General features: G+C 69.9%; 21 protein-coding genes and 2 pseudogenes. 12 read left to right on the forward strand and 11 right to left on the reverse strand.

From position 1 onward, the window contains the following. The first annotated feature begins 71 nt into the window (after positions 1-71). From CFK39_RS14385 to CFK39_RS14415, 7 genes and pseudogenes are all read left to right on the forward strand, one after another. Positions 72-659: a PH domain-containing protein gene (locus tag CFK39_RS14385; RefSeq protein WP_245822696.1), complete on the forward strand. Its 588-nt coding sequence runs from the start codon at positions 72-74 to the stop codon at positions 657-659. After that, positions 656-2,284, forward strand: coding sequence for a PH domain-containing protein (locus tag CFK39_RS14390; protein ID WP_089066036.1), 1,629 nt, complete (start codon positions 656-658; stop codon positions 2,282-2,284). Before CFK39_RS14385 ends, CFK39_RS14390 begins: the two co-directional genes overlap by 4 nt. Beyond that, complete coding sequence (locus CFK39_RS14395; RefSeq protein ID WP_089066037.1) at positions 2,281-3,186, forward strand: Rossmann-like and DUF2520 domain-containing protein; 906 nt, start codon at positions 2,281-2,283, stop codon at positions 3,184-3,186. The genes CFK39_RS14390 and CFK39_RS14395 overlap by 4 nt, the downstream gene beginning before the upstream one ends. Next, positions 3,183-4,057 (forward strand): annotated as a pseudogene (gene panC / locus CFK39_RS17545) (pantoate--beta-alanine ligase). Before CFK39_RS14395 ends, panC begins: the two are co-directional and overlap by 4 nt. Before the next feature lie 42 nt (positions 4,058-4,099). Further along, the gene (gene lysS / locus CFK39_RS14405; RefSeq protein ID WP_089066038.1) at positions 4,100-5,608 is read left to right on the forward strand and encodes a lysine--tRNA ligase; all 1,509 of its coding nucleotides are present in this window, start codon (positions 4,100-4,102) and stop codon (positions 5,606-5,608) included. A 1-nt stretch (position 5,609) separates the two neighbouring features. After that, positions 5,610-5,792, forward strand: a complete 183-nt coding sequence (locus tag CFK39_RS14410; RefSeq protein ID WP_089066039.1) for a hypothetical protein — start codon at positions 5,610-5,612, stop codon at positions 5,790-5,792. Between the two features lie 114 nt (positions 5,793-5,906). Then, a complete protein-coding gene (locus tag CFK39_RS14415; protein WP_089066040.1) occupies positions 5,907-6,236 on the forward strand; it encodes a histone-like nucleoid-structuring protein Lsr2 in 330 nt (109 codons plus the stop codon). A 111-nt stretch (positions 6,237-6,347) separates the two neighbouring features. Here CFK39_RS14415 and CFK39_RS14420 read toward each other — a convergent pair whose 3' ends face one another. The 5 genes and pseudogenes from CFK39_RS14420 to CFK39_RS14440 all read right to left on the reverse strand — a co-directional run bounded on the left by CFK39_RS14420 (position 6,348) and on the right by CFK39_RS14440 (position 12,138). After that, positions 6,348-7,316, reverse strand: coding sequence for an aldose 1-epimerase family protein (locus CFK39_RS14420; RefSeq protein WP_089066041.1), 969 nt, complete (start codon positions 7,314-7,316; stop codon positions 6,348-6,350). After that, positions 7,313-8,110, reverse strand: a complete 798-nt coding sequence (locus tag CFK39_RS14425; protein WP_089066042.1) for a LutC/YkgG family protein — start codon at positions 8,108-8,110, stop codon at positions 7,313-7,315. The genes CFK39_RS14420 and CFK39_RS14425 overlap by 4 nt, the downstream gene beginning before the upstream one ends. Beyond that, positions 8,107-9,666, reverse strand: coding sequence for a lactate utilization protein B (locus tag CFK39_RS14430; RefSeq protein WP_089066043.1), 1,560 nt, complete (start codon positions 9,664-9,666; stop codon positions 8,107-8,109). Before CFK39_RS14430 ends, CFK39_RS14425 begins: the two co-directional genes overlap by 4 nt. Before the next feature lie 108 nt (positions 9,667-9,774). Continuing rightward, the gene (locus CFK39_RS14435) at positions 9,775-10,560 is read right to left on the reverse strand and encodes a (Fe-S)-binding protein (RefSeq protein WP_089066044.1); all 786 of its coding nucleotides are present in this window, start codon (positions 10,558-10,560) and stop codon (positions 9,775-9,777) included. An 88-nt stretch (positions 10,561-10,648) separates the two neighbouring features. Beyond that, a pseudogene (locus CFK39_RS14440) lies at positions 10,649-12,138 on the reverse strand (malate:quinone oxidoreductase). A 440-nt stretch (positions 12,139-12,578) separates the two neighbouring features. Here CFK39_RS14440 and CFK39_RS14445 point away from each other — a divergent pair. Further along, positions 12,579-13,853, forward strand: coding sequence for an alpha-L-fucosidase (locus CFK39_RS14445; protein ID WP_157697184.1), 1,275 nt, complete (start codon positions 12,579-12,581; stop codon positions 13,851-13,853). Between the two features lie 72 nt (positions 13,854-13,925). On the opposite strand, the gene CFK39_RS14450 is transcribed toward CFK39_RS14445, so the two are convergent. Then, the gene (locus CFK39_RS14450) at positions 13,926-14,168 is read right to left on the reverse strand and encodes a DUF6458 family protein (protein WP_089066046.1); all 243 of its coding nucleotides are present in this window, start codon (positions 14,166-14,168) and stop codon (positions 13,926-13,928) included. 232 nt (positions 14,169-14,400) lie between these two features. Between CFK39_RS14450 and CFK39_RS14455 the strand changes: the two genes are divergently transcribed. The 3 genes from CFK39_RS14455 (at position 14,401) to CFK39_RS14465 (ending at position 18,495) form a co-directional block, all read left to right on the forward strand. Then, entirely contained in the window at positions 14,401-16,983 is a 2,583-nt protein-coding gene (locus tag CFK39_RS14455) for an ATP-dependent Clp protease ATP-binding subunit (protein WP_089066047.1), read from the forward strand. A 169-nt stretch (positions 16,984-17,152) separates the two neighbouring features. Beyond that, a complete protein-coding gene (locus tag CFK39_RS14460; protein WP_089066048.1) occupies positions 17,153-17,989 on the forward strand; it encodes a DedA family protein in 837 nt (278 codons plus the stop codon). After that, a complete protein-coding gene (locus CFK39_RS14465; RefSeq protein ID WP_089066049.1) occupies positions 17,986-18,495 on the forward strand; it encodes an amino-acid N-acetyltransferase in 510 nt (169 codons plus the stop codon). The genes CFK39_RS14460 and CFK39_RS14465 overlap by 4 nt, the downstream gene beginning before the upstream one ends. A gap of 68 nt (positions 18,496-18,563) precedes the next feature. Here CFK39_RS14465 and CFK39_RS14470 read toward each other — a convergent pair whose 3' ends face one another. From CFK39_RS14470 to CFK39_RS17055, 5 genes are all read right to left on the reverse strand, one after another. After that, positions 18,564-19,547, reverse strand: coding sequence for an HhH-GPD family protein (locus CFK39_RS14470; protein WP_089066050.1), 984 nt, complete (start codon positions 19,545-19,547; stop codon positions 18,564-18,566). A 5-nt stretch (positions 19,548-19,552) separates the two neighbouring features. After that, on the reverse strand, positions 19,553-19,990 hold the full coding sequence (gene mscL / locus CFK39_RS14475; protein WP_089066051.1) for a large conductance mechanosensitive channel protein MscL: 438 nt from the start codon (positions 19,988-19,990) through the stop codon (positions 19,553-19,555). A gap of 61 nt (positions 19,991-20,051) precedes the next feature. After that, positions 20,052-20,708: an SAF domain-containing protein gene (locus CFK39_RS14480; protein WP_089066052.1), complete on the reverse strand. Its 657-nt coding sequence runs from the start codon at positions 20,706-20,708 to the stop codon at positions 20,052-20,054. 110 nt (positions 20,709-20,818) lie between these two features. After that, positions 20,819-21,142, reverse strand: coding sequence for an FmdB family zinc ribbon protein (locus CFK39_RS14485; RefSeq protein ID WP_089066053.1), 324 nt, complete (start codon positions 21,140-21,142; stop codon positions 20,819-20,821). Positions 21,143-21,216: 74 nt separating this feature from the next. Beyond that, positions 21,217-21,561 carry a 5-formyltetrahydrofolate cyclo-ligase gene (locus tag CFK39_RS17055; protein ID WP_245822698.1) on the reverse strand — a complete coding sequence of 115 codons (345 nt, stop codon included), beginning with the start codon at positions 21,559-21,561 and terminating at the stop codon, positions 21,217-21,219. A 395-nt stretch (positions 21,562-21,956) separates the two neighbouring features. On the opposite strand from CFK39_RS17055, the gene CFK39_RS14495 reads away from it, so the two are divergent. Beyond that, positions 21,957-22,583, forward strand: coding sequence for a GNAT family N-acetyltransferase (locus tag CFK39_RS14495; protein WP_089066054.1), 627 nt, complete (start codon positions 21,957-21,959; stop codon positions 22,581-22,583). The last annotated feature ends 6 nt before the right edge of the window (positions 22,584-22,589 follow it).

Below are 22,589 nucleotides of genomic sequence, written 5' to 3' on the forward strand. Positions count from 1 at the left end.
CGCCTTTCGTCGGGGCCGCTGCCGACTTCCCGCAGAGCGCGGATCCCGGCGGAGGTGACACCATGGTGCCCATGAGCTCCACCCCCGATCCCGCCGCGCAGACCGTCCCGGGCATGGTTCCGGAGGCGGCACCGGCCGCGACGGCGCCCGACCCGGCGCTGTCCGATGCTCCCGATGGTCTGCTCGGAGCGAGCGCGCTGCGCCCGGTCTCGACCTCGCTGATCCCTGCCCGCTACGTCGCAGGCATCATCGGCTATGTGATCTGGGTGCTGATGATCGCCGGTCTGATCACGGCGGCGGCGCTGTCCGGGATGTGGTGGATCGCCGCGCTGGGGCTCCTGCCGCTGCTGATCCTGCTCCAGAGCCTGCTGCTGACCCCGCGCCGGGTACGCGCCATCGGCTACCTGGACGCCGAGGAGGATCTCACCATCGCCAGCGGCATCATGTTCCGTTCCGTGCACACCATCCCGTACGGACGGGTGCAGTCGGTGAAGATCGACGAGGGCCCCGTGGATCGCCGCTACGGCCTCGCGAAGCTGACGGTGAGCACGGCCAACGGGGCGTCGACCGTCGTCCTGCCGGGACTGCCGAAGGCGGAGGCCGAGCGGTTGCGGGCCCTGCTGACCGCCCGCGGCATCGAGACCATGGCAGCGCTGTGAGCACCCCTGACCACGGGCCCGTCGAGCCCGGCCCCCCGTCCGCTCCGGTTCCCGCCGTCGAGCCCGGGGCGACGGCCGCGCGCCGCCGCACCCACCCCATCACCCCGCTGGTCACCGGCTGGAAGATCGTGGTGGGCGTCATCGCCGTGCTCACTGCGCAGAACATCGCCCGACTGGCCGAGGACTTCACCGTGACCCGCGCCCTGATCGGGCTGGCCATGCTGGTGCTGGTCGTGGTGATCGCCATCGTCCTGTCGGGGTTCAGCTGGTGGTTCACCACCTACGCGGTCGACGAGGCCGGGGTCTCCCTGCACCGCGGCATGATCAGCCGGTCACGGGAGTACGCCCCCCGTGCCCGCATCGAGTCGGTCTCGGTCGAGCGGCCGCTGCTGGCCCGTCTGCTGGGGCTGGCGAAGGTGCGGGTCGAGGTCGCCGGCGGCGGGGATTCCTACCTCGACATCGAATACATCCGCTCCGCGGATGCCGAGCAGCTCCGTCGCGGCATCCTCGACGTCGCGGCGGTCGATGCCCCGGCCGGCCCGGCACCCGAGGCGGAGGGCGGCGCGGAGGCCGCTTCGGCCGCTGCCTCGACGGCGGGGCAGCGGTGGGATCAGGCCGAGGCCCCGGGGCCGGTCGGCCGGCAGACGGGCGCGCAGGGACCGGCCGGACGCTCGCTGGAGGAGATCCTGCACGACGACGTCGCCGAGGGCGAGCTGATCGCGCAGATCCCGACCCGGCGCCTGATCCACTCCCTGCTGCGCGACCCGGGATTCCTCCTCAGCATCGTCGTGGGCGTCCTCGGGGTGCTCGCGGCGCTCGCCCTGGTGATCTGGCAGGACGGGGTGTCCTTCGCGATCCTCGTGGCCCTGCTGCCCACCGCGATCGCGATCCCCAAGTACGTCTTCGGCCGCATCGAATCCGGGTGGGGCTTCGTCTCCCGCATCACCGAGCGCGGGCTGCGGATGCGGCGCGGGCTGGCCAACACCCGCACCGACAACATCGCCGCGGGGCGCATCCAGCGCTTCGAGCTGCGACGCCCGCTGCTGTGGCGCAGCCCCGGCTGGACCGCGGTGACCGTCACCGTCGCCGGCATCGAGGACAGCGAGGAGAACGGGGCCGCGCACGTGCTGCCGGTCGGTGAGCGCGAGGAGCTGCGGGCGACGCTCGGCCACCTGGCCGCACCGCTGGGCACCCCGGATGACCTGGGGACGATCGAGCACCTGCTCTCCGCCCCGGCACGGGAGATCGACGGGCTGCGCACCCCGGTCCGCGCCTTCTGGATCTCCCGACGGACCCGCGTGGCGGTGCTCCTGCCGGGAGCGCTGGTCCAGCGCAGCGGAGTCCTCGCCCGACATCTGGAGATCATCCCCCGGGAACGGATCCAGGGGCTCACCGTCCAGGACGGCCCTTTCGCCCGGAAGCTGGGGGTCCTGGATCTGCGAGCCGGCGTCGCCGGCGAGACCATGCTGCTGTCGGACCTGCCCCGCCGTGACGTCCTCGCCCTCCACGCAGTGCTCGCCCGCGACGCCGCCACGCTCCGCCGCTATCGGGACCGGGCGCACTGGCCGCAGCCCGCCCTGTCGCTCGTCGGCGCTGGGGCGGGACCGGCCGGGGGAGTGCAGTGACCCCGCCGCGCCTGGGCATCGGCGTGATCGGTGCGGGCCGGGTGGGTGCCGTGCTCGGCGCCGCACTGCGCGCCGAGGGCCACGCGATCACCGGCGCCTACGCCGTCTCCGACGCCTCCCGGGACCGTGCCGCCGCGCTGCTGCCCGGTGTGCCGCTGCTGGGCGTGGCGGAGCTGGTCGAACGCAGCGAGATGCTGCTGCTGGCCGTGCCCGATGATCAGCTGGCACCATTGGCCGCCGGCATCGCGGCCACCGGCATGGCTCCCGGCGGGCAGCTGGTCGTGCACACCTCCGGGCGCTACGGCACCGAAGTGCTGGCGCCGCTCGCCCGCCAAGGCAGCGCGACCCTCGCCCTGCATCCCGCGATGACCTTCACCGGCACCCGGTCCGACCTCGCTCGCCTGATCGGCTGCCCGATGGGGATCACCGCCCCGCCCGATCTGCTGCCCATCGCCGCCGCCCTCGCAGTGGAGCTGGGCGGGGAGGCCGTGGTGATCGCTGAAGGCGACCGTCCTCTGTACCACGCGGGCCTCGCGCACGCCGCCAACCACCTGGTGGTGCTGGTGGACCAGGCCCGGGAGGCCCTGTCCCGGCTCGGGATCGAGGATCCCGGCAGCTATCTCCGCCCGCTGCTGGAGGCGGCGCTGGACGAATCCCTCCGCCACGGGGCGAAGGCGCTGACCGGGCCCGTCGTGCGGGGGGACGCCGGCACCGTCCAGTCCCACCTGGACGCGCTGGCGGACCTCGACGCCACCGGAACACCGGGAGAGCACGGGGATGTCGCGGACACCTACCGCGTGCTGGCGCTGGCGGCGCTGACGCGTGCGAGACTCCCGGAGGACACCCGGGCGAGAATCCGGGTGCTGCTGGAGGACCAGCCGCCCAGGGAGGACGAGGCATGAGCCAGGACCCGCTGCGGGATCCCGTACGTCGCATCACCACCAGGCTGATCACTACCAAGGATGAGCTGCGGGAACGACGCGCGGCGATGGACGGCACCGTCGCCACGGTGCTCACCATGGGCGCGCTCCATGCCGGTCACCTGGCACTGGTCCGGCGCGCGCGGGAGCTGGCGGACCAGGTGATCCTCACCGACTTCGTCAACCCTCTCCAGTTCGGCCCCGGCGAGGACTACGAGGCGTACCCGCGCACTCTCGAGGAGGACCTGGATCTGGTCGACGGGCTGGTCGATGTGGTCTTCGCCCCGTCGGTCCAGGAGATGTACCCGGTGCTGCCCCGATGGTCTCGGTCACTGCCGGCACGGCAGGCACGATCCTCGAAGGTGCGGCCCGTCCCGGTCACTTCGACGGCGTGGTGACCGTAGTGGCCAAGCTGCTGCAACTGACCGCCCCGCACCTCAGTGTGTTCGGTCGCAAGGACGCCCAGCAGCTGGCGATCATCCAGCGCCTGGTCGGCGATCTCGACCTGCCGGTGCGGATCGAACCGGTCGAGATCCAGCGCGAGCCGACGGGACTGGCCCGCTCCAGCCGCAACGCCTATCTCAGCCCGGCGGGCAGGGAGCGGGCGCTCGCCCTGTCCCGGACGATCACCGCCGCCTGCGCCGCAGCGCCCTCGGTGGGCGCGATCCGCGCCGTGCTCACCGAGGCGCTCGATCGCGCCGAGATCGAGTGGGACTACGCCCATGCGCTGGACCCGGCCACGCTCGAACCGATCGGGCCCGAGCATCGCGGGGAGATCCTGGTGGTGCTCGCGGGCACCGTCGAGGGCACCCGCCTGCTGGACGCCGCTGTGGCGGTCGCGACAGCACCCTGATCCGACAGGCATTCTCAGCGGCACTGATGAGACAATCGCCCCATGAGCGAGAATCTCCCTGCCCTCGACACGACGGACACCTCCGACCAGGTCGCGGTCCGCAGAGCGAAGCGGGAGCGGCTGCTGGCACGCGGCGAGGAGGCCTATCCCGTCTCGGTCCCGGTGACCGACACCATCTCCGAAGTGCGTGCGCAGTACGACCAGCTCGGGGCCGGTGAGGAGACGCAGGACGTCGTCGGCGTCGCCGGCCGCGTCGTCTTCCAGCGCAACAAGGGGAAGCTGGCCTTCATCACCCTCCAGGACGGGGCCGGGCAGCGCCTGCAGATCATGGCCTCGCAGGCGGTCATCGGCGAGGAGCGGCTGAGCGCGCTCAAGGCCGACGTCGACCTCGGCGACCATGTCTTCTTCCACGGCCGGGTGGGCGCCTCCCGCCGCGGTGAGCTGAGCATCTTCGCCGATACCTGGCAGATGGCGGCCAAGGCCGTGCGGCCGCTCCCGGTCCTCCATGCCGGTCTCTCGGAGGAGTCGCGGGTCCGACACCGCTACGTCGACCTCATCGTGCGCCAGGAGGCCCGCGACACCGTGCGCCAGCGGGCCGAGGTCATGCACTCGCTGCGCACCTCCTTCCACGACCGGGGCTACGTCGAGGTCGAGACGCCGATGCTGCAGGTGATCCCCTCCGGCGCCGCGGCCCGGCCGTTCGTCACCCACATGAACGCCTTCGACCTGGATCTCTATCTGAGGATCGCCCCGGAGCTGTTCCTGAAGCGGGCGGCCGTGGGCGGGCTCGAGAAGGTCTTCGAGATCAACCGCAACTTCCGCAATGAGGGCGCGGACTCCACGCATTCCCCGGAGTTCGCGATGCTCGAGGCATATCAGGCGTACGGAGATTACGACACGATCGGCGATCTCACCCAGCGGCTCGTGCAGGAGGCGGCCGAGCATGCCACCGGATCTCAGGTCGTCACGCTGACCGATGGATCGGAGTACGACTTCTCGGGCGAATGGGCGCAGATCACGATCTACGGCTCCCTCTCGGAATCCCTCGGCGAAGAGATCACCCCGGAGACCACGCCGGAACGGCTTCGCGAGATCGCGCGTTCCCTCGATCTTGATCTCGATCACCCCAAGTTCGGTCACGGGAAGCTCGTCGAGGAGCTGTTCGAGAATCGCGTCGGCGATCATCTCTACGAGCCGACCTTCGTGCGCGATTTCCCGGTCGAGACGAGCCCGCTGGTGCGTGCGCATCGTTCGCAGCCCGGCGTGGTCGAGAAGTGGGATCTCTACGTGCGCGGGTTCGAGCTCGGCACCGGATATTCGGAGCTGGTGGACCCGGTGATCCAGCGTGAGCGGTTCGCCCAGCAGGCACAGCTCGCCGCACAGGGTGACGACGAGGCGATGCGCCTGGACGAGGACTTCCTCGAGGCGATGGAGTACGCGCTGCCACCGACCGGCGGCATGGGCATGGGAGTGGACCGCCTTCTCATGGCATTGACCGGCCTGGGAATCCGCGAGACCATTCTGTTCCCGCTCGTGAAGCCGGAGGCCTGAGATGGATTCCGGGTTCTGGTTCGAAGCGGGGGCACTGCTCCCTTCCCTCGGTGTGGGGCTGCTGTTCTGGTTCGTGATGCGTGCGGTGATGCGCGCGGACCGACATGAACGAGACGTCGAACGCGAGGCGGAACGGGAATACCGCGAACTGCATGGCAACGATGAACAGAATCACTCCGCCTGAGCGGATATCGAAACCAGATTGAAATCTAGGTGTTTTCGGCTGATACTGGGTGCGGATGGCGAACTCACCAGAGTTCGCACGACAAAAGCATCAGACCAGCAAGGGAGAACCCCTATGGCACGGAAGACCTACGTGGAGCTCATCGACGATCTGACCGGTGACAAGGCTGACGAGACGGTGAACTTCGCCCTGGACGGAGTCGCCTACGAGATCGACCTGACAGAGGCGAACGCCTCGAAGCTCCGTGAGGAGCTCGGCAGCTGGGTGGAGAAGGCGCGCCGGGTGGGTGGTCGTCGTTCTCGCGGGACCGCTCCCGCACGCACGAGCTCCAACGACTCCGCCAAGATCCGTGAGTGGGCTCGCGGAGCCGGCTACGAGGTCCCGGATCGTGGCCGCATCTCCGGGACCATCCGCAAGGCGTACGAAGAGGCCCACGCGGAATGATCTCGAGCGCCTCCGGCCGCGGCGCGGCGGGAGAGCGCATCGAGCACAGCACAGGCCCGTCACCGATCGGTGACGGGCCTGTGCTCATGCCGGGACGGGAACGGCCGCCGCTCACCAGCCCCGCAGGGTCCAGGACGCGGCATGCTCCGCGCCGGGGACCAGGCGCACCACATCTGTGCCGGTGCGGAAGGCATCGGGCGGGCAGGTCATCGGCTCCACGGCGAGCCCCAGCCGGTTGTTCTCCGGCTCCGGGCGATCACCGGTGTGAAGCTGCAGCCAGGGACATTCCGGACCAGCGCTCAGCTCCACCCCGGTGCCGCCCGGGGCGGAGACGGTCACCACCACCCGGTCCTGACCGTCACGGCCGAGATCGGTGAAGGCGTGGTCGAGGAACAGCGGGCCGAGAGTCCGTGCGGCGCGGAAATCGAACTCGCTGCCGGGAGCGACCTCGGCAGTACCGGTGGGCAGCAGCCGGTCCTCGCTGACGAGGAGCACGGTCCCCGCGGTGACCTGGAGCGACCAGGTATCCAGCGGCTCCGTCCCGGCGACCAGGTACGGATGCGGGCACGTCCCGTAGGGAGCGTCCTGTGCGCCGAGGTTGCGCGCGGTCACGGTGGTGCTGAGACCCTCCTGCGGATCCAGCGCGTAGTGCACCGTCAGCAGCAGGTGGAAGGGATATCCCGTGGAGGGGAACAGCTCGGTGCGCAGAACCAGCTCGTCCTCCGAGAGGGCTGCCGGGGTGAAGGCCTGGAAGGAGACCAGGCCGTGCAGCGCGTTGCCTCGTTCGGGCTCGGTGAGCGCGGTGCGGATCTCCTGGCCGTCCCAGGTGTAGGTCCCGTCGCCGATCCGATTGGGCCACGGCGCGACGATCGCCCCGCGGTGGAACTGCATGGGGCCGGTCTCGGGGTTGCGCACCAGCAGATCGCGACCGCCGACGGTGAGGGACTCGAGGGTCGCCCCCACCGAGGAGATCTCTGCCTGGTACGCGCCCGCGTCGAGGGTGAACAGCTCTCCGCGGTCACGGGCGGCGCCGCCGGCGGCGGGCAGCTCGAGGCCCATGGTGTCTGTGGCATGGTTCATGAGGTCTTCTCCTGGGTGCGGGCCGGTGCGGCCGTCGATGAGGGATCCTGCGTGGCCTCCGGCACGGACGCCGCCGCTGTCGTGGGGGCCGGTTCCGGTTCCGGCTCGATGAGGACGACCTCGAGGCGTCGGGGACCATGCATGCCCTCGACCCGCTCGAACTCGATATTCCTGGTCGCACTGGGTCCGGAGATCATGGTCCAGGCCGCAGCGGCGTCCTGGCCCATGCGCTCGATCGCCTTGGGGACGCCGAGCACCACCTGCTCGGACTCCACGACGACCACGTGGCGGTCGGGCACCAGGCTGAGCGCACGGCGTCCGCCCCGATCATCGCTGCGCAGCACCAGTGTGCCGGTCAGAGCGATCGCCGTATGGCAGCCGGTGAGCACCGCATCGAACGCGTCGAGCTCATGCGAGGTGGTGGCCCCGTCGTCGACCACCAGCGAAGCGTCGAGCTGCGTGAGCCAGGCCGCGGGCAGACCGGAGGGGACCACCGCGCTGCGCGCCCCGCCCAGTGCGGCGGCGATCGCCGCCGGGGCCGCGGCTGCAGTGGTGCGGTGGACCGTCGCCGCGCAGTCCTCGAGACGCTGGACCAGCACACCGCGCACCTTCGTGGGGGCGGTGCGGATCTCCTGCTTGTCGTCGGCCCGCTGGTAGGTGCGCGGCACATCGCCGGACTCGGTGACCTCATCGCGGCGCGGGACCGCGAGCGCTGCCCGCACCCGGGCGAGGATCTCCTCTTTCGCGGTCATCCCCGGGGTGCGTGCGGGGCGGGCGTCCGTCCACTCGCTCATGAGTGCTCCTCGTCCGTGGAGCCCGGATCGTGCGCCGGGCCCTGCGCGGCGCGGTCCTTCTCGTGCTGATCCCACCAGGAGCGGAAGGAAGCGCCGGGCTTGGGCAGATCGCGATGATCGGTCCAGCCCGTCAGCAAGGGCAGCAGCCCGGGCAGCTTGCCGATGTTCTTCCCGGGCAGCACCGAGCTGAGCGGACCGGCCGAGCGCACCGCGAGGTCGTAGGCGCGGGGCGAGGCCATCAGCGTGCTCGCGCCCCGCAGCGCCACATCCCAGGTGCCGTGGAAGTCACCGCGGCTCTCCCGCCGCCGGTCGACATCCTCGGCCCGCAGATGCACGAGCACCTCGGGGATGTTGATCTTCACGGGGCACACGTCATAGCAGGCGCCGCACAGGCTCGAGGCGTACGGCAGCGTCGAGTTCGGATCATCGCTGCCGTGCATCCCCGTCATCTGCGGTGAGAGGATCGCGCCGATCGGACCGGGATAGGTGGAGCCATAGGCCTGACCGCCGGTGCGGTTGTAGACCGGGCAGACGTTCAGGCACGCCGAGCACTGGATGCAGTGCAGCGCGCTGCGCCCCTCCGGATCCTCGAGCACTGCGGAACGACCATTGTCCAGCAGCACGAGATGGAACTCCTCGGGGCCGTCTCCCTCATGGACCCCGGTGAACAGGGTCGTGCACGGGCTCATCCGCTCTCCGGTGGAGGAGCGGGGGAGCAGCTGCAGGAACACCTCCAGGTCCTGGAAGCTCGGCACGAGCGCCTCGATGCCGACCACGGAGATGAGAGTTCTCGGCAGGGTCAGGCACATGCGGCCGTTGCCCTCCGACTCGACGACGACCATGGTGCCGGTGTCGGCCACCGCGAAGTCCGCCCCGGAGATCGCCACCGAACCGGGCATCTCCAGGAACTTCTCCCGCAGGAACCGGCGGGCCGCCCCCGCCAGCTCCGCCGGCTCGTCGGTGATCGACGGATCCAGATCCGGCATGGCCGCCAGCAGGATCTCCCGGATCTCGGACCGGTTGCGGTGGATCGCAGGAAGCACGAGATGGGACGGTGCATCCCCGGCGAGCTGCACGATGAGCTCGGCGAGATCGGACTCGATCGCCCTGATACCGGCATGGGCGAGCACCTCGTTGAGCCCGATCTCCCGGGTCGCTGACGACTTGACCTTCAGCACCTCCTGGGCACCGCGTTCGAGCGCCAGACGGGTGACGATCTCCCCGGCCTCTTCGGCATCGCGCGCCCAGTGCACCACTCCGCCGGCCGCGGTCACGGAGGTCTCGAGCTGCTCCAACAGCTCTGGAAGATGATCGGTGACCTGCCACTTCAACGCGCTGCCGGCATTGCGCAGCTTCTGCCAGTCGCGCACCTCGCGCACCGCCGAGGCGCGTTTGGACTGGATCGTCGAGGTGGCGTGACGAAGGTTCTCGCGCAATCTCCCGTCGCCGAGCTCCTCCCGCGCCGCCTCGGGGAAACTGCGCCCACCGCGCAGGTGCGAGCTCGGGGAAGCGTGCTGCGGACGAACGGTCGGGATCCCGAGATCCACTGAGCTCACGGCGGCATCTCCTCCCGCTCGTTCCTCGCAGTTCGTCGACCGACGCTGGTATTCACGGCGCCATCTCCTCCCGCTCGTTCCTCGCAGTTCGTCGACCGACGCTGGTATTCACGGCGCCCTGCCCAGGATGGTCTCCGCCGGGATGAAGGGATCCTCCTTGGTCGAGGCGAGGATCTGCGCGAGATGCACGGAGCGCGGCGAGGCACCTGTGCGGCGCAGCTTGCCGCCGATGTTCATCAGGCACGAGGCGTCACCCGCGACCACGAACTCAGCACCGCTGCGCACCACGTTCTCGGCCTTGTCCGTCACCATCGCATCGCTGGTGGCGTCATTCTTCACCGAGAAGGTGCCGCCGAAGCCGCAGCATGAATCGGACTCGGGCAGGTTCTTCATCTCCAGGCCCTCGACCGCACGCAGCAGCTTCAGCGGTCGCGCCCCCACCTTGAGGAAGCGCATCGAGTGGCAGGTGGGATGGTAGGTCACCGAGTGCGGGAAGTAGGCGCCGACATCGGTCACCTTCAGCACGTCCACCAGCAGCTCCGAGAGCTCATAGGTCTTCGCCGCGACCGCTGCGGCACGCTGTTCGAGCTCGCTGTCGCCCTCATGCCGCGCCACCAGCTGATGCTGATCGCGCACGCACCCGGTGCAGGAGCCAGAGGGCATCACGATCGCATCGACCGACTCCAGCGCCGGTTCGAAGGTGTCGACGAAGGAGCGCACGATCGGCGCCGCTTCGGTGTAGTACCCGGAGTTGGTGTGCATTTGGCCGCAGCAGGTCTGCCGCTTGTCGAACACCACCTCGTGGCCGAGCCGTTCCAGCAGGATCACGGTCGCCCGAGCCACATCCGGGGCGACCACGTCCACCAGGCACGTGGTCATCAAAGAGATGCGCATCCGCCGGCCTTCCTCCTTGTCGCGGTCCCGGTCCGATCTGATCGTGCCCACCCACCTCTGCCGAGGCCCGGTGGGCCCTGAGAGCCTCTCAGGACTGCGTCAGGCCCAGTGCCTCGGCCGTGTGGTCGAGCAGCCGGTGCGCCTCGTCCGGGTACTCCGACAGGGACCGTCCCCAGCTCGGCACCATCTGGGTCAGCGAGGGCCGCCAGGCATCGATGCGCTGCGGGAACATCTTCTCCAGCAGACCGAGCATGATGCTGGTCGCGGTCGAGGCTCCCGGAGAGGCTCCGAGCATGCCGCCGATGGAGCCGTCTGCAGCGGTGATCACCTGGGTGCCGAACTGCAGCACGCCGTGCTTGGCCTTGTCCGGTGCGATGACCTGGACGCGCTGACCGGCGGTGACCTCTTCCCAGTCGGAGGCGCGCGCCGCCGGCATGTACTCGAGCAGCGCTTCGAAACGCTGGTGATGGGTCGCCGCCAGCTGCGAGCCGAGGTAGACCATGAGGTCGAGGTTCGGCGGGGCCACAGCCATCATCTGGGTGATGTTCGAGGGCTTCACCGATTCGAGCAGGTCGGTGTAGCGACCGGATTTCAGGAACTTCGGCGACCAGCCGGCGTACGGGCCGAACATGAGCGATCGCTTCCCGCCCACATAGCGGGTGTCGAGATGCGGGACGCTCATCGGCGGGGCGCCGACGGCGGCCTTGCCGTACACCTTCGCATCGTGGCGGGCGATGGTCTCCGGATCGGTGCAGCGCAGCCACTGACCGGAGATCGGGAACCCGCCGAAGCCACGGATCTCGTCGATCCCGGACTTCTGCAGCAGGGGCAGCGCGTAGCCCCCTGCGCCGACGAAGACGAACGGAGTGCGCACCACGCTCATCGAGCCGTCCTCGGTGGAGCGCACCATCACCCCCCAGTCCGACCCCATGCGTCGCAGATCCACGACCTCTGACCCGGTGGAGACAGTGGTGCCGGTGCGAGTGGCGAAACCGAGCATCTGACGGGTCAGCGCGCCGAAGTCGACGTCGGTGCCATCCATGGAGCGGGTCGCGGCGATGGTCTCCGTGACCGGTCGGCCTTCGGCGACCAGCGGCGCCCATTCAGCCAGCTGCGCATGCTCGGTCGTGAACTCCATGCGGTCGAACAGCGGGTTCGAGGTGAGGGCCTGATGCCGGCGGCGCAGGAAGTCGGCGCTCTCCATGCCGTGCACGAAGCTCATATGCGGCACGGTGTGGATGAACTCGCCCGGGTCACCGATCCGGTCGTTCTCCACCAGATGCGCCCAGAACTGCCGGGAGACCTGGAACTGCTCGTTGATCGTGATCGCCTTGGCAGGGCTGACGGAGCCGTCCACATCCTGCGGGGTGTAGTTCAGCTCACACAAGGCGCTGTGCCCGGTGCCGGCGTTGTTCCAGCCGTCGCTGGACTCCTGACCCACGGTGTCGAGCTTCTCGAGCACTCGGATATCCCACGTCGGCTCGAGCTCGCTGAGGAGGGCCGCAAGGGTCGCACTGGCGATCCCGCCCCGATCATCACCGCATCGGCGCGCTCGACATCCACCCTGAGGTCTGCCATGTCTCTCCGTCCCTCGTCCCCGCACTGGCGCAGGTCCCTCGATCGGTCCCGTGAAGCCTAGCCCTCACGGCGGGGTCTGGGCGATTCGGGCCGGCCGGCCCCCGGCGCCGGCTCGTCGTCCGATGCGTCCAGGAGGGTGTCTACGCGGCGGCCCAGCAGCGTGGAGGCGACCTGGACGACGGCCCCCGGACCGCCAGGATCCCCAGCGGGGGGATCACGGTGCAGAGCACGAGCCAGGGGAGCAGGACGGTGATCAGCAGGAAGCTGCCACGGGCTGCGTGCGACGACGTCCAGCTCCGGGTTCTCACGACGCCGGCAGCGTGGGAGGGTGGGATCTCGCGGCGGTGGTGCCGCGACGACGTCCGTCCTGATCGAGCAGCACCGCGACCCCGATGTTCGTGAGCGGGGATCGACGTCCCCCAGCTGAAGGAGATCGCACGATGGATGAGGCCCACTGGTTCGACGAGGCCCGCTTCGGCCTGTTCGTGCACTTCGGGATCTACGCCGTCTCGGCGCGCCACGAATGGGTGATGAGCCGGGAGCGGCGTGATCCCGAGGATTATGCGCGGTACGCGCAGGAGTTCGACCCCGATCGGTTCGATGCTCGCGACATCGCGCGCGGTGCCCGGGAGGCCGGCATGCGGTACGCCGTGCTGACCACGAAGCATCATGACGGGTTTTGCCTGTGGGACAGCGATCTCACCGAGTACACGGCGCCGAAGGTGTGCGGGCGTGACCTGGTGGAGGAATGGGTCCGGGCGCTGCGTGACGAGGGGCTGCGCGTCGGCCTCTATCATTCACTGATCGACTGGTCCCATCCGGACTTCACGATCGACCAGAACCATCCGCTGCGGGACCGTCCCGATCGGGCCGAGCTCGACGCCGGTCGCGACATGGCGAGGTATCGCAGCTATCTGCATGGCCAGGTGCGAGAGCTGCTCACCCGGTACGGGCAGATCGACTATCTCTTCTTCGACTTCACCTACCCGGGGCCGCAGGGGAAGAGTGCAGAGGACTGGGATGCCCGGACGCTGCTGGCCCTGGTGCGGGAGCTGCAGCCGGGTGCCCTGGTGAACGACCGGCTCGGCATTCCCGGGGACCTGGTCACGCCGGAGCAGTACCAGCCGGCGCGGCCCATGACCGGCCCCGACGGCACTCCGATCCGGTGGGAGGCCTGCCAGACCCTGAACGGGTCCTGGGGCTATGACCGCGACAACCTCGAGTTCAAGAGCCCCGACCTGCTGGTGCGGATGCTCGTGGGCTCGGTGTCGACGGGTGGGAACATGCTGCTGAACATCGGGCCCGACGGGCGAGGGGGCCTGCGTCGTGAGGACACCGCAGCCCTTGCAGAGATCGGCGAATGGATGGAGCTGCACGAGGACTCCGTCCGCGGGGCCGGGCCGGCGCAGGGATTCACCGCCCCTGACGGCACGGTCCTCACCCAGCGCGGTGACCGTCTGTACGTGCACCTGACCACCTGGCCCATGCAGCACGTCCACCTCGCCGGAGCCGCCGGTCGTGTGCGTTTCGCGCGTCTGCTGCACGACGGCTCGGAGGTCGTGCACAGGGTCATCGACCCGGAGCAGAAGGCATCACAGATGACGCTCGGCTCCCTGGGCCGCGACGTCGTCACCTTCACCCTCCCCGTGCGCCGGCCGGACGTCGCGCTGCCCGTGCTGGAGATCAGACTGGAGCCGGAGGGCGCAACCGGATGACGCATCTGGCGCCGCTGCGCGGCGTCGCCGACTCCCTCGTCGATCAGTGCTGCGTCCCAGGGATCCCGGCCCTCAGACCGTGGGCGGAGGGTCGCGGCGCTCGGAGACGCTGTGCCCCGGTGCGTTCTGCGTGTTCACGACAGTCTTGCGCGAGCGCAGCATCAGCAGCAGGCCGACGACGAACAGGACGGCTCCCGCCGCCATCAAGATAGTGCCGAGCATGCCGGAGTCCACGCCGGGCAGATCGAACTCCAGCGCGAAGCGCGCGATGGCTCCCAGGACGAAGAGGATGATTCCGCCGACGATGGCGCCCATGTGGTGCTCCTTGAGGAAGGGGGTGTGACGCGGGCCATGATACGGCTCGCGCCGCCTCGCTCTGCGGGATCCGACCGACGGGTCAGGATGCATGTCGGGAACCGGGGCCCCGCGACCGGACGGGTGCTCATGCCCACGGCGAACAGCCGTCACGCCTGCGGCGAACAGGCTCTGCTTCAACCGGAGCGGCGCGTACGCTCGAGCCATCACCACCACCGGACGGGGGAGGACCATGTTCGAACGCTTCACCGATCGCGCCCGCCGCGTCGTCGTCCTGGCACAGGACGAGGCACGGCTGCTGAACCACAACTACATCGGCACCGAGCACATCCTGCTCGGTCTGATCCATGAGAACGAGGGAGTCGGCGCGAAGGCGCTCGAAGCCCTCGGCGTGACCCTTGACGCCGTGCGCGAGCAGGTGCGCGACATCATCGGCGAGGGGAACCAGACCCCCTCCGGTCACATCCCCTTCACCCCGCGAGCCAAGAAGGTGCTCGAGCTGAGCCTCCGCGAGGCGCTGCAGCTGGGCCACAACTACATCGGCACCGAGCACATCCTGCTGGGCCTGCTGCGCGAGGGTGAGGGCACCGCCGTCAAGGTGCTCTCGCGCCTGAAGGCGGAGCCGTCGGCCGTGCGCCAGGAGGTCATCGAGCGCCTCTCCGGCTACCAGGGCAAGGAGCCCGCCAACGCGGGCGGCCCCTCTGAGGGACAGCCCGCCGGGTCGCTGGTGCTCGACCAGTTCGGTCGCAATCTCACCCAGGCCGCCCGCGAGGGCAAGCTCGACCCGGTCATCGGCCGGGCCGACGAGGCCGAGCGGGTGATGCAGGTGCTCTCACGCCGCACCAAGAACAACCCGGTGCTGATCGGCGAGCCCGGGGTCGGCAAGACCGCGGTCGTCGAGGGCCTGGCACAGGCCATCACCGCCGGTGACGTCCCCGAGACGCTCAAGGACAAGCAGCTGTACACGCTGGACCTCGGATCCCTGGTCGCGGGCTCCCGCTACCGCGGTGACTTCGAGGAGCGCCTGAAGAAGGTGCTCAAGGAGATCCGCACCCGGGGCGACATCATCCTGTTCATCGACGAGATCCACACCCTCGTCGGTGCCGGTGCGGCCGAGGGCGCGATCGATGCCGCCAGCATCCTCAAGCCGATGCTGGCCCGCGGCGAGCTGCAGACCATCGGTGCGACCACTCTCGAGGAGTACCGCAAGCACATCGAGAAGGACGCAGCGCTCGAGCGCCGCTTCCAGCCGATCCAGGTCGACCAGCCCTCGGTGGCCCACACCGTGGAGATCCTCAAGGGGCTGCGGGACCGCTACGAGGCCCATCACAAGGTGACGATCACCGATGCGGCGCTGGTGGCCGCGGCGAACCTCGCAGACCGTTACGTCAACGACCGCTTCCTGCCGGACAAGGCGATCGACCTGATCGATGAGGCGGGTGCCCGCCTGCGCATCCGCCGTCTCACCGCACCGCCGGAGCTCAAGGAGTTCGACGCCCGCATCGAGGCCACGCGGAAGCAGAAGGAGGAGGCGATCGACGGGCAGGACTTCGAGCTCGCAGCCTCGCTGCGCGATGAGGAGCAGAAGCTCAAGGTCGAACGGGACGAGAAGGAGAAGGCCTGGCGGCACGGCGAGTCCGATGCCGTGACCACGGTCAGCGAAGAGGTCATCGCCGAGGTGCTGGCCGCTTCCACCGGCATCCCGATCGTGAAGCTCACCGAGGAGGAGTCCTCGCGGCTGCTCAACATGGAGGACGAGCTGCACAAGCGGGTCATCGGGCAGGACGAGGCCATCAAGGCCATCTCCCGCGCGATCCGTCGCACGCGCGCCGGCCTCAAGGATCCCAAGCGCCCGGGCGGCTCGTTCATCTTCGCCGGCCCCACCGGCGTCGGCAAGACCGAGCTCGCCAAGGCGCTCGCCGAGTTCCTGTTCGGTGACGAGGAAGCCCTGATCCAGCTCGACATGTCCGAGTTCGGGGAGAAGCACACGGCCTCGCGCCTGTTCGGCTCGCCCCCCGGATACGTCGGCTATGACGAGGGCGGCCAGCTCACCGAGAAGGTGCGGCGGAAGCCGTTCTCCGTGGTGCTGTTCGACGAGGTGGAGAAGGCCCATGTGGACATCTTCAACTCGCTGCTGCAGATCCTCGAGGACGGTCGCCTCACCGACTCGCAGGGCCGGGTGGTCGACTTCAAGAACACCATCATCATCATGACCACCAACCTCGGCACCCGGGACATCGCCAAGGGCGTCTCCCTGGGCTTCACCGCAGGCGGAGACCTCTCCACCGACTACGCGCGGATGAAGTCGAAGGTGCATGAGGAGCTCAAGCAGCACTTCAAGCCCGAGTTCCTGAACCGTGTCGACGACGTGGTGGTCTTCCCGCAGCTGTCCATGCAGGAGATCGTCCAGATCGTGGATCTGGAGATCGCCAAGCTCGAGACCCGGCTGCGGGACCGGGACATGTCCCTCACCCTCTCGTCGAAGGCGAAGGATCTGCTGGCCGAGACCGGGTACGACCCGGTGCTCGGTGCTCGTCCGCTGCGCCGCACCATCCAGCGCGACATCGAGGACACGCTCTCCGAGCGGATCCTGTTCGGGCAGATCCAGGTCGGCGACGAGATCGTCGTCGACGCGGAGGGGGAGGGCCTGCTCGGGGAGCTGACCTTCGCCCGCCGGGCCGAGGGCGGCGAGCTGACGCCGATCTCCGAGGAGATCGACATCGATTCGATGACCCAGGCGCGTGCCGAGGACCTCACCCACGCCGACGGGACGAGCTCCCCGGACGCGGACAGCGCGGAGGCCAGCACCTCCTGACCGGTCGGGCCGGTCCCGCCCGCGCGGGGCCGGCCCCACCACCCGCCTCGGCACGACTGCCGGGGCGCGAGCACTACCGGGCCTGATCCGCTCTCAGGCCCGGGCACTCGCTTCGACGAGCCCGGGAGGCCCGGGGCGTATGCGCCGGGGCCTTCGATGGAGAGGACGCATGGGCGACACCATCGACTGGCTGCTGTCACTGACGGCGCAGATGGAGGATTGGATCCTCGGCATCGCCGATGCCTGGTGGGTCCATCCCATGGTGTACCTGTTCGCCGCGTTCGACGGCTTCTTCCCCTCAGTGCCGAGCGAGTCGACGATCGTGACCCTCTCCTCCCTGTGGTCCAGCTCGGGTCGCCCCTCGATCATCTTCCTCGGCCTGGCGGCGTGGTTGGGTGCCTGGACCGGCGACAACCTGGGGTATCTGATCGGCAGCAAGGTCGGCTGGGAACGCTTCCGGTTCCTGCGCGAAGGTCGTGGCCGCGGCGCTGTCGAGGCGGCGGATCGAGGACTGCAGAAGCGGGCCCTGGTCTTCCTGATGACCGCCCGCTACATCCCCTTCGGTCGCACCGCGGTGAACCTGGTCGCCGGCGCCGTGCACTATCCCCACCGCCATTTCTGGCCCCGTTCGCTGCTGTCCACCTTCGTGTGGGCCGTCTACTCGTGCGCGATCGGGGCGATCGCAGGCGCCTGGTTCGAGGACCACAACCTGCTGGCCATCACGGTCGCGCTGTTCGCCGCTCTGGTGATGGCTCTGGTCATCGAACGGCTGATCACCACGCTGCACCGCGCCCTGGACCGCCGGGCCGAGCGGCGCGAGGCCGCGGCGGATCTCGCGGCGAAAGATGCTGCCGCTGAAGCCCAGCTGCGGGAGACGACCTCGCCGGACGGCGCCACCGAGGCCGCCGCTCCGAACGGCGAGGGACCCGACCAGGGGCCGCAGACCGTCGGCTCCAGCGCCGAGTCACCGCTGAGCCCGTCACGTGGAGAGGACAGCTCGCCATGAGCACCACCATCCGTCCCGCGCTGCCCGCCGATGTGCGCGGCATCAACCGTCTCGTCGAGCCGATGACCCACACCGGGGTGCTGCTGGGCAAGGACCTGGTGTCCTATTACGAGGCGGTCCAGGAGTTCCTGGTGGCGATCGATGAGGCCGGGGAGGTGGTCGGCTGCGGCGCGCTCCACGTGATGTGGGAGGACCTCGCAGAGGTTCGCACCCTCGCGGTGCACGAGGACCATCTCCGCACGGGCCTGGGCCACCGGCTGCTCGACTCCCTGCTCGAGCGGGCGCTCCAGCTCGGCCTGCAGCGTGTGTTCTGCCTGACCTTCGAGGTGGACTTCTTCGTCCGCCACGGCTTCGAGGTGATGAGCGAGGCCGTGGAGCCCGACCTCTACAACCAGCTGCTGCGCTCCCCGGACGAGGGGATCGCCGAGTTCCTCGATCTCGCGCGGGTCAAGCCCAACACCCTCGGCAACACCCGCATGATCAAGGCACTGCTCCCACCACGCTGAACGGGCTCGACGCCAGGGGGGTCCACGCGGACGAGGGCCTCGTGCGGCCCCGCGCTCCGTGCAACCGTTCACGGCAGGCGCAGGTGCGCCCCGTCACGGACCGCGAGGCCATCGGCTGCCAGCGTGCGGATGCCACGCCGCACCCGCTCGGGGTCATCCGCATCGAGCCCCATCAGCTGCTCCTGCGCGGCGGAGCCGTCCCTGCGCAGCAGGGCCATGATCATGCCTCGCATCTGCCGATCCGTGCCCTCGAAGGGCTGGCGGCGACGAGTGTCCTCCGTCGCGGCAGGACGGCCGGCGGCGAACCAGGCACAGCCGCCTCCGGCCAGCGGACACTGCTGGCAGCGCGGGGCCCGAGCGGTGCACACCAACGCCCCCAGCTCCATCACGGCCTGGTTCCAGGCCGTGGACTGCTCACGCGACAGCGGCAGGCTGGCGGCGGCCACCGCTCGCTCCGCAGCACTGTAGGAGCGGTCCGGCAGAGCATGGCCGCGCACGCTCCGGGCGAGCACCCGACGGATGTTGGTGTCGACCACGAGGGCCCTCTCTCCGTGCGCGAAGGCGGTGACCGCAGCGGCGGTGTACTCACCGACCCCCGGCAGCGCACGCAGGGCCTGCTCGCCGCGGGGGACCCTCCCGCCGTGCTCGCGAACGATGACGCGCGCACATTCCTGCAGCCGCAGCGCCCGTCGCGGATAGCCGAGCCGGTCCCAGCAGCGCAGCACCTCGGCGGTCGGGGCGTCGGCCAGGTCCGACGGTGCGGGCCACCGCTGCATCCATTCCTGCCAGCGCGGCAGGACCCGGACCACCGGGGTCTGCTGCAGCATCACCTCGGAGACCAGGATCGCCCAGGCCGATACACCCTCGCGACGCCAGGGCAGATCGCGGCCCGCCTCGGCGAACCAGGCGATCACCGCCTCGACGGATTCCGCGTGCGCGGCGATCTCGTCCGTCCTGGCGACACCGCTGGGCGAGGGCGCACCAACAGCGCGGGCCGGAGCCTCGCGGCTCCGGCCCGCGCCGGTGGGATCAGGTGCCGAGGCACCGTGCATGATGCTCAGACCTGCGGGGTGGTCCCGCCGGGCTGGGCCGCGCTGCCGGGCCGGGCGGTGAGCGCATCCCGGATCTCGGTGAGCAGGACGATGTCCTCGGAGATCGGGGTCTCCTCCTCCTCGGGAAGCCCGCGCCGCTTGCGATCGAGCCGCCGTGCGGAGGAGATCGGGAGCACGAAGACGAAGTAGACGACGGCCGCGGTGATCAGGAACGCGATGACGGCGGAGATCACGGCGCCGATATCGACCAGCGTGCCGTCATTGCCCTGGATGATCCTGAAGGCGAGACCGGCGGGGTTCTGCCCGCCGAAGACGTTGATCACGGGCTGGATCAGGTTGTCCACGAACGCACCGATCAGGGCGGTGAACGCACCGCCGATCACGACGCCGACCGCGAGGTCGATGACGTTGCCCTGCATGACGAAGTTCTTGAAACCCTTCATGGGGTCATCCTTATGAGGAGAGGGATGGGGAGAGGAGCCGCTGTGCGGTCCGTGACGGACTTTAACCGATCACCGTCACGACCACAGCCCCGGCTCCCAGAGCGTGAGCCAGTTCTCGTTCCTGCCCCCGCTCGACGGTGACGAGCGCCTCGGCCATGCCCGTGCTCCCGCTGCCCAGCGCGGGCACGCCCGGGTCGGGGGCGACGACCTCGAGGACCCGGGCCGCGATCCCCGAGCTGCTGAACGCGGTCGGATCCGCTGTCGGATCCACCGTCGGACCCACCGGGAGCAGCTCGATCCGGGTGCCCGGCGGCAGATGCGGCACGAGCGCCCGGGGTACGGGCACCGTCATCAGCACGAAGCCCTCGGGGACGGCGGCCGTGCCGGAGGCCTCGAGCATCCCGGGCAGCAGGGGCGTTCCGGCGCTCAACGGGATCCGGGTGGTGCGGCCCAGCACCTGCTCGACATCGAGTGCGGCATCCGCGGGGACCAGATCCTCTGCGATGCGGGCGGTGCTCAGGTGCGCGGAGGTCACCACGGTGCCGGTTGCGAGCTCCTCATCGAGAACCACCACCTCGACCCCGCGGGACGAGGGCGGCAGCAGCGAGGGCAGCAGGGCTGCCGTGAGCGCCATGACGGCCAGCACGGAGAGCGTCCGTCGTCGTCGGCGCAGAGCACGGCGCCAGGCGGGCAGGTGAGCGCGGAGACGGGAGAGCATGCCTCGACGCTAGGCGCGGCGCCTGTCCCGCGGGGTCGGTGCACCGTGGAGGTGGACGACCGTGCCCTGGGGAGGAGAGGTCGCCGCGCGGGAGGCCCCTCCCGCGCGGATCAGGAGGCCGCGGGGGCGGGCTGCGTGGCCGGTGTGCTCGAGGAGGACGTCTCGGAGGGGGTGCTCGCGGCGGCACCGGAGCTCGCACCATCGGCGGTGCCGGACGCGCCGGTGGACGCAGTGGATGCCGTGGAGGCGCCCGAGGCCGCGGAGTCGGTCGAGTAGAAACCGGGCCCCTTGAAGACGATCCCCACGGAATCGAAGACCTTCCGCAGTGCGTCCTGGGTGCACTCGGGGCAGGTCCGCAGCGAGTCCTCGCTGAAGCTCTGGTACTGCTCGAATCGGTGGTCGCAGTTCTTGCAGGCGTAGACGTACGTGGGCACGCGGGATCCTCCGGGATGGTCGAAGTGCTCGGTCGCGCGCGGGCGACCGAGGTGAGTCTACGACTGCGTCGGGCTCAGGCGCTCGTGGACGTGACCAGCGAGACGAGACCGTCGGCCGTGAGCACGGTGGGGATCGGCACGTCATGCCCCTCGCACGGCAGCGAGTCCTTCGCCAGCAGCTCGTCGGGATTGATCACCGCGACGATCCGCGCCCCCTCGGGCAGGGTGCGCAACGCGCGGTCGTAGTAGCCGGCCCCGTGCCCGATCCGGGTGCGGGAGCGGTCCACCGCCACCGCGGGCACCAGCACCAGCGAGGCCTCCTCGAGCGCGCAGGTGCCGAGCCTCTCGCCGGCCGGCTCCTTGCCGAAGCCGCGGCCGGGGAGTCCTGGAAGGCGGACTCGCCATCCCAGCTGATCCATTCGAGCTCCTTCCCGGCAGCGGCCGGGAACACCACCCGGGCGCCGGCGCTCGCGAGCCGACCGGCGAGGGGCAGCACATCCGCCTCGGTGGGGGTGGGATGGAAGGCGGCGACCAGCGGGGCCGGGCCATCCGCGGCAGCCGCGGCGCGCACGTCGCGCTCGACCTCGGCGATCAGCGGAGCGGCGTGCTCGATCAGCTGCTGCGATTCCCGTGCTCGGCGGGAGGCGCCCTCCTGACCGGCATAGGCAGTGGCGCGCCTCGCCCTCAGCTGCCGACGCAGCTCCTGCTTGCGTGACCTCATCGTCTCCTCGTCCATGACCCCAGACTCGCACAGCGCGCCACCTCCCGGTGCCGTGGGGCCGGTGATCGGGTCGGCGCCGTCTACGATGACGCGATGGTTCACGTGTGGCCGCTGACATTGCAGGACGGGGAGCTGATGCTGCGTCCCCTGCGCCGCCGTGACCGCGGGGCCTTCGAACGGCTGCGAGAGCGCAACGCACGCTGGCTGCGCCCCTGGGACGCGACCGATCCCGAGCACGGAGCTCGCCCGATGGACTTCCGGCTCCTGCGCCGCTGGAACCAGGAGCAGGCGCGACTGGGGCTCGCGCTGCCGCTGGTGATCACGGTCCAGGGGCGGCTGGCCGGGCAGATCACCGCGGGCCCCATCCAGTACGGGGCGCTGCGCTCCGCAGTGCTCGGCTACTGGATCAGTCATGACGAGGCCGGTCGCGGGGTCGTGCCCCGCGCGGCGGCGCTGGTGATCGACCACCTCTTCGCCGAGCTCGGCATGCACCGCATCGAGGTCACCGTGCGCCCCGAGAACGTGGCGAGCCTGCGCGTGGTGGAGAAGCTGCACCTGCGGCCCGAGGGACTGCGAAGGTCGGCGATCCACGTCGACGGGGCCTGGCGCGACCACCAGGTCTTCGCCCTCACCGCGGAGGAGGTCGCCACCGGGGATGACGGGCACGGGGTGCTCAGACGTCTCCACAGCGAGTTTTCCGGCGACACGCCCGCAACCTGACCTGGG

The organism is Brachybacterium avium, from assembly GCF_002216795.1.
GTDB classification, from domain to species: domain Bacteria; phylum Actinomycetota; class Actinomycetes; order Actinomycetales; family Dermabacteraceae; genus Brachybacterium; species Brachybacterium avium.

Excerpts from the sequence above, each read along its gene's own strand:
- CFK39_RS14425 (WP_089066042.1), bottom strand. The coding sequence starts at position 8,110 with ATGAGCGAGTGGACGGACGCCCGCCCCGCACGCACCCCGGGGATGACC.
- CFK39_RS14415 (WP_089066040.1), top strand. The coding sequence starts at position 5,907 with ATGGCACGGAAGACCTACGTGGAGCTCATCGACGATCTGACCGGTGAC.
- CFK39_RS14435 (WP_089066044.1), bottom strand. The coding sequence starts at position 10,560 with ATGCGCATCTCTTTGATGACCACGTGCCTGGTGGACGTGGTCGCCCCG.
- lysS (WP_089066038.1), top strand. The coding sequence starts at position 4,100 with ATGAGCGAGAATCTCCCTGCCCTCGACACGACGGACACCTCCGACCAG.
- CFK39_RS17055 (WP_245822698.1), bottom strand. The coding sequence starts at position 21,561 with ATGGATCAGCTGGGATGGCGAGTCCGCCTTCCAGGACTCCCCGGCCGC.
- CFK39_RS14455 (WP_089066047.1), top strand. The coding sequence starts at position 14,401 with ATGTTCGAACGCTTCACCGATCGCGCCCGCCGCGTCGTCGTCCTGGCA.
- mscL (WP_089066051.1), bottom strand. The coding sequence starts at position 19,990 with ATGAAGGGTTTCAAGAACTTCGTCATGCAGGGCAACGTCATCGACCTC.
- CFK39_RS14465 (WP_089066049.1), top strand. The coding sequence starts at position 17,986 with ATGAGCACCACCATCCGTCCCGCGCTGCCCGCCGATGTGCGCGGCATC.
- CFK39_RS14420 (WP_089066041.1), bottom strand. The coding sequence starts at position 7,316 with ATGAACCATGCCACAGACACCATGGGCCTCGAGCTGCCCGCCGCCGGC.
- CFK39_RS14445 (WP_157697184.1), top strand. The coding sequence starts at position 12,579 with ATGGATGAGGCCCACTGGTTCGACGAGGCCCGCTTCGGCCTGTTCGTG.
- CFK39_RS14385 (WP_245822696.1), top strand. The coding sequence starts at position 72 with ATGAGCTCCACCCCCGATCCCGCCGCGCAGACCGTCCCGGGCATGGTT.
- CFK39_RS14450 (WP_089066046.1), bottom strand. The coding sequence starts at position 14,168 with ATGGGCGCCATCGTCGGCGGAATCATCCTCTTCGTCCTGGGAGCCATC.
- CFK39_RS14410 (WP_089066039.1), top strand. The coding sequence starts at position 5,610 with ATGGATTCCGGGTTCTGGTTCGAAGCGGGGGCACTGCTCCCTTCCCTC.
- CFK39_RS14495 (WP_089066054.1), top strand. The coding sequence starts at position 21,957 with ATGGTTCACGTGTGGCCGCTGACATTGCAGGACGGGGAGCTGATGCTG.
- CFK39_RS14460 (WP_089066048.1), top strand. The coding sequence starts at position 17,153 with ATGGGCGACACCATCGACTGGCTGCTGTCACTGACGGCGCAGATGGAG.
- CFK39_RS14480 (WP_089066052.1), bottom strand. The coding sequence starts at position 20,708 with ATGCTCTCCCGTCTCCGCGCTCACCTGCCCGCCTGGCGCCGTGCTCTG.
- CFK39_RS14470 (WP_089066050.1), bottom strand. The coding sequence starts at position 19,547 with ATGCACGGTGCCTCGGCACCTGATCCCACCGGCGCGGGCCGGAGCCGC.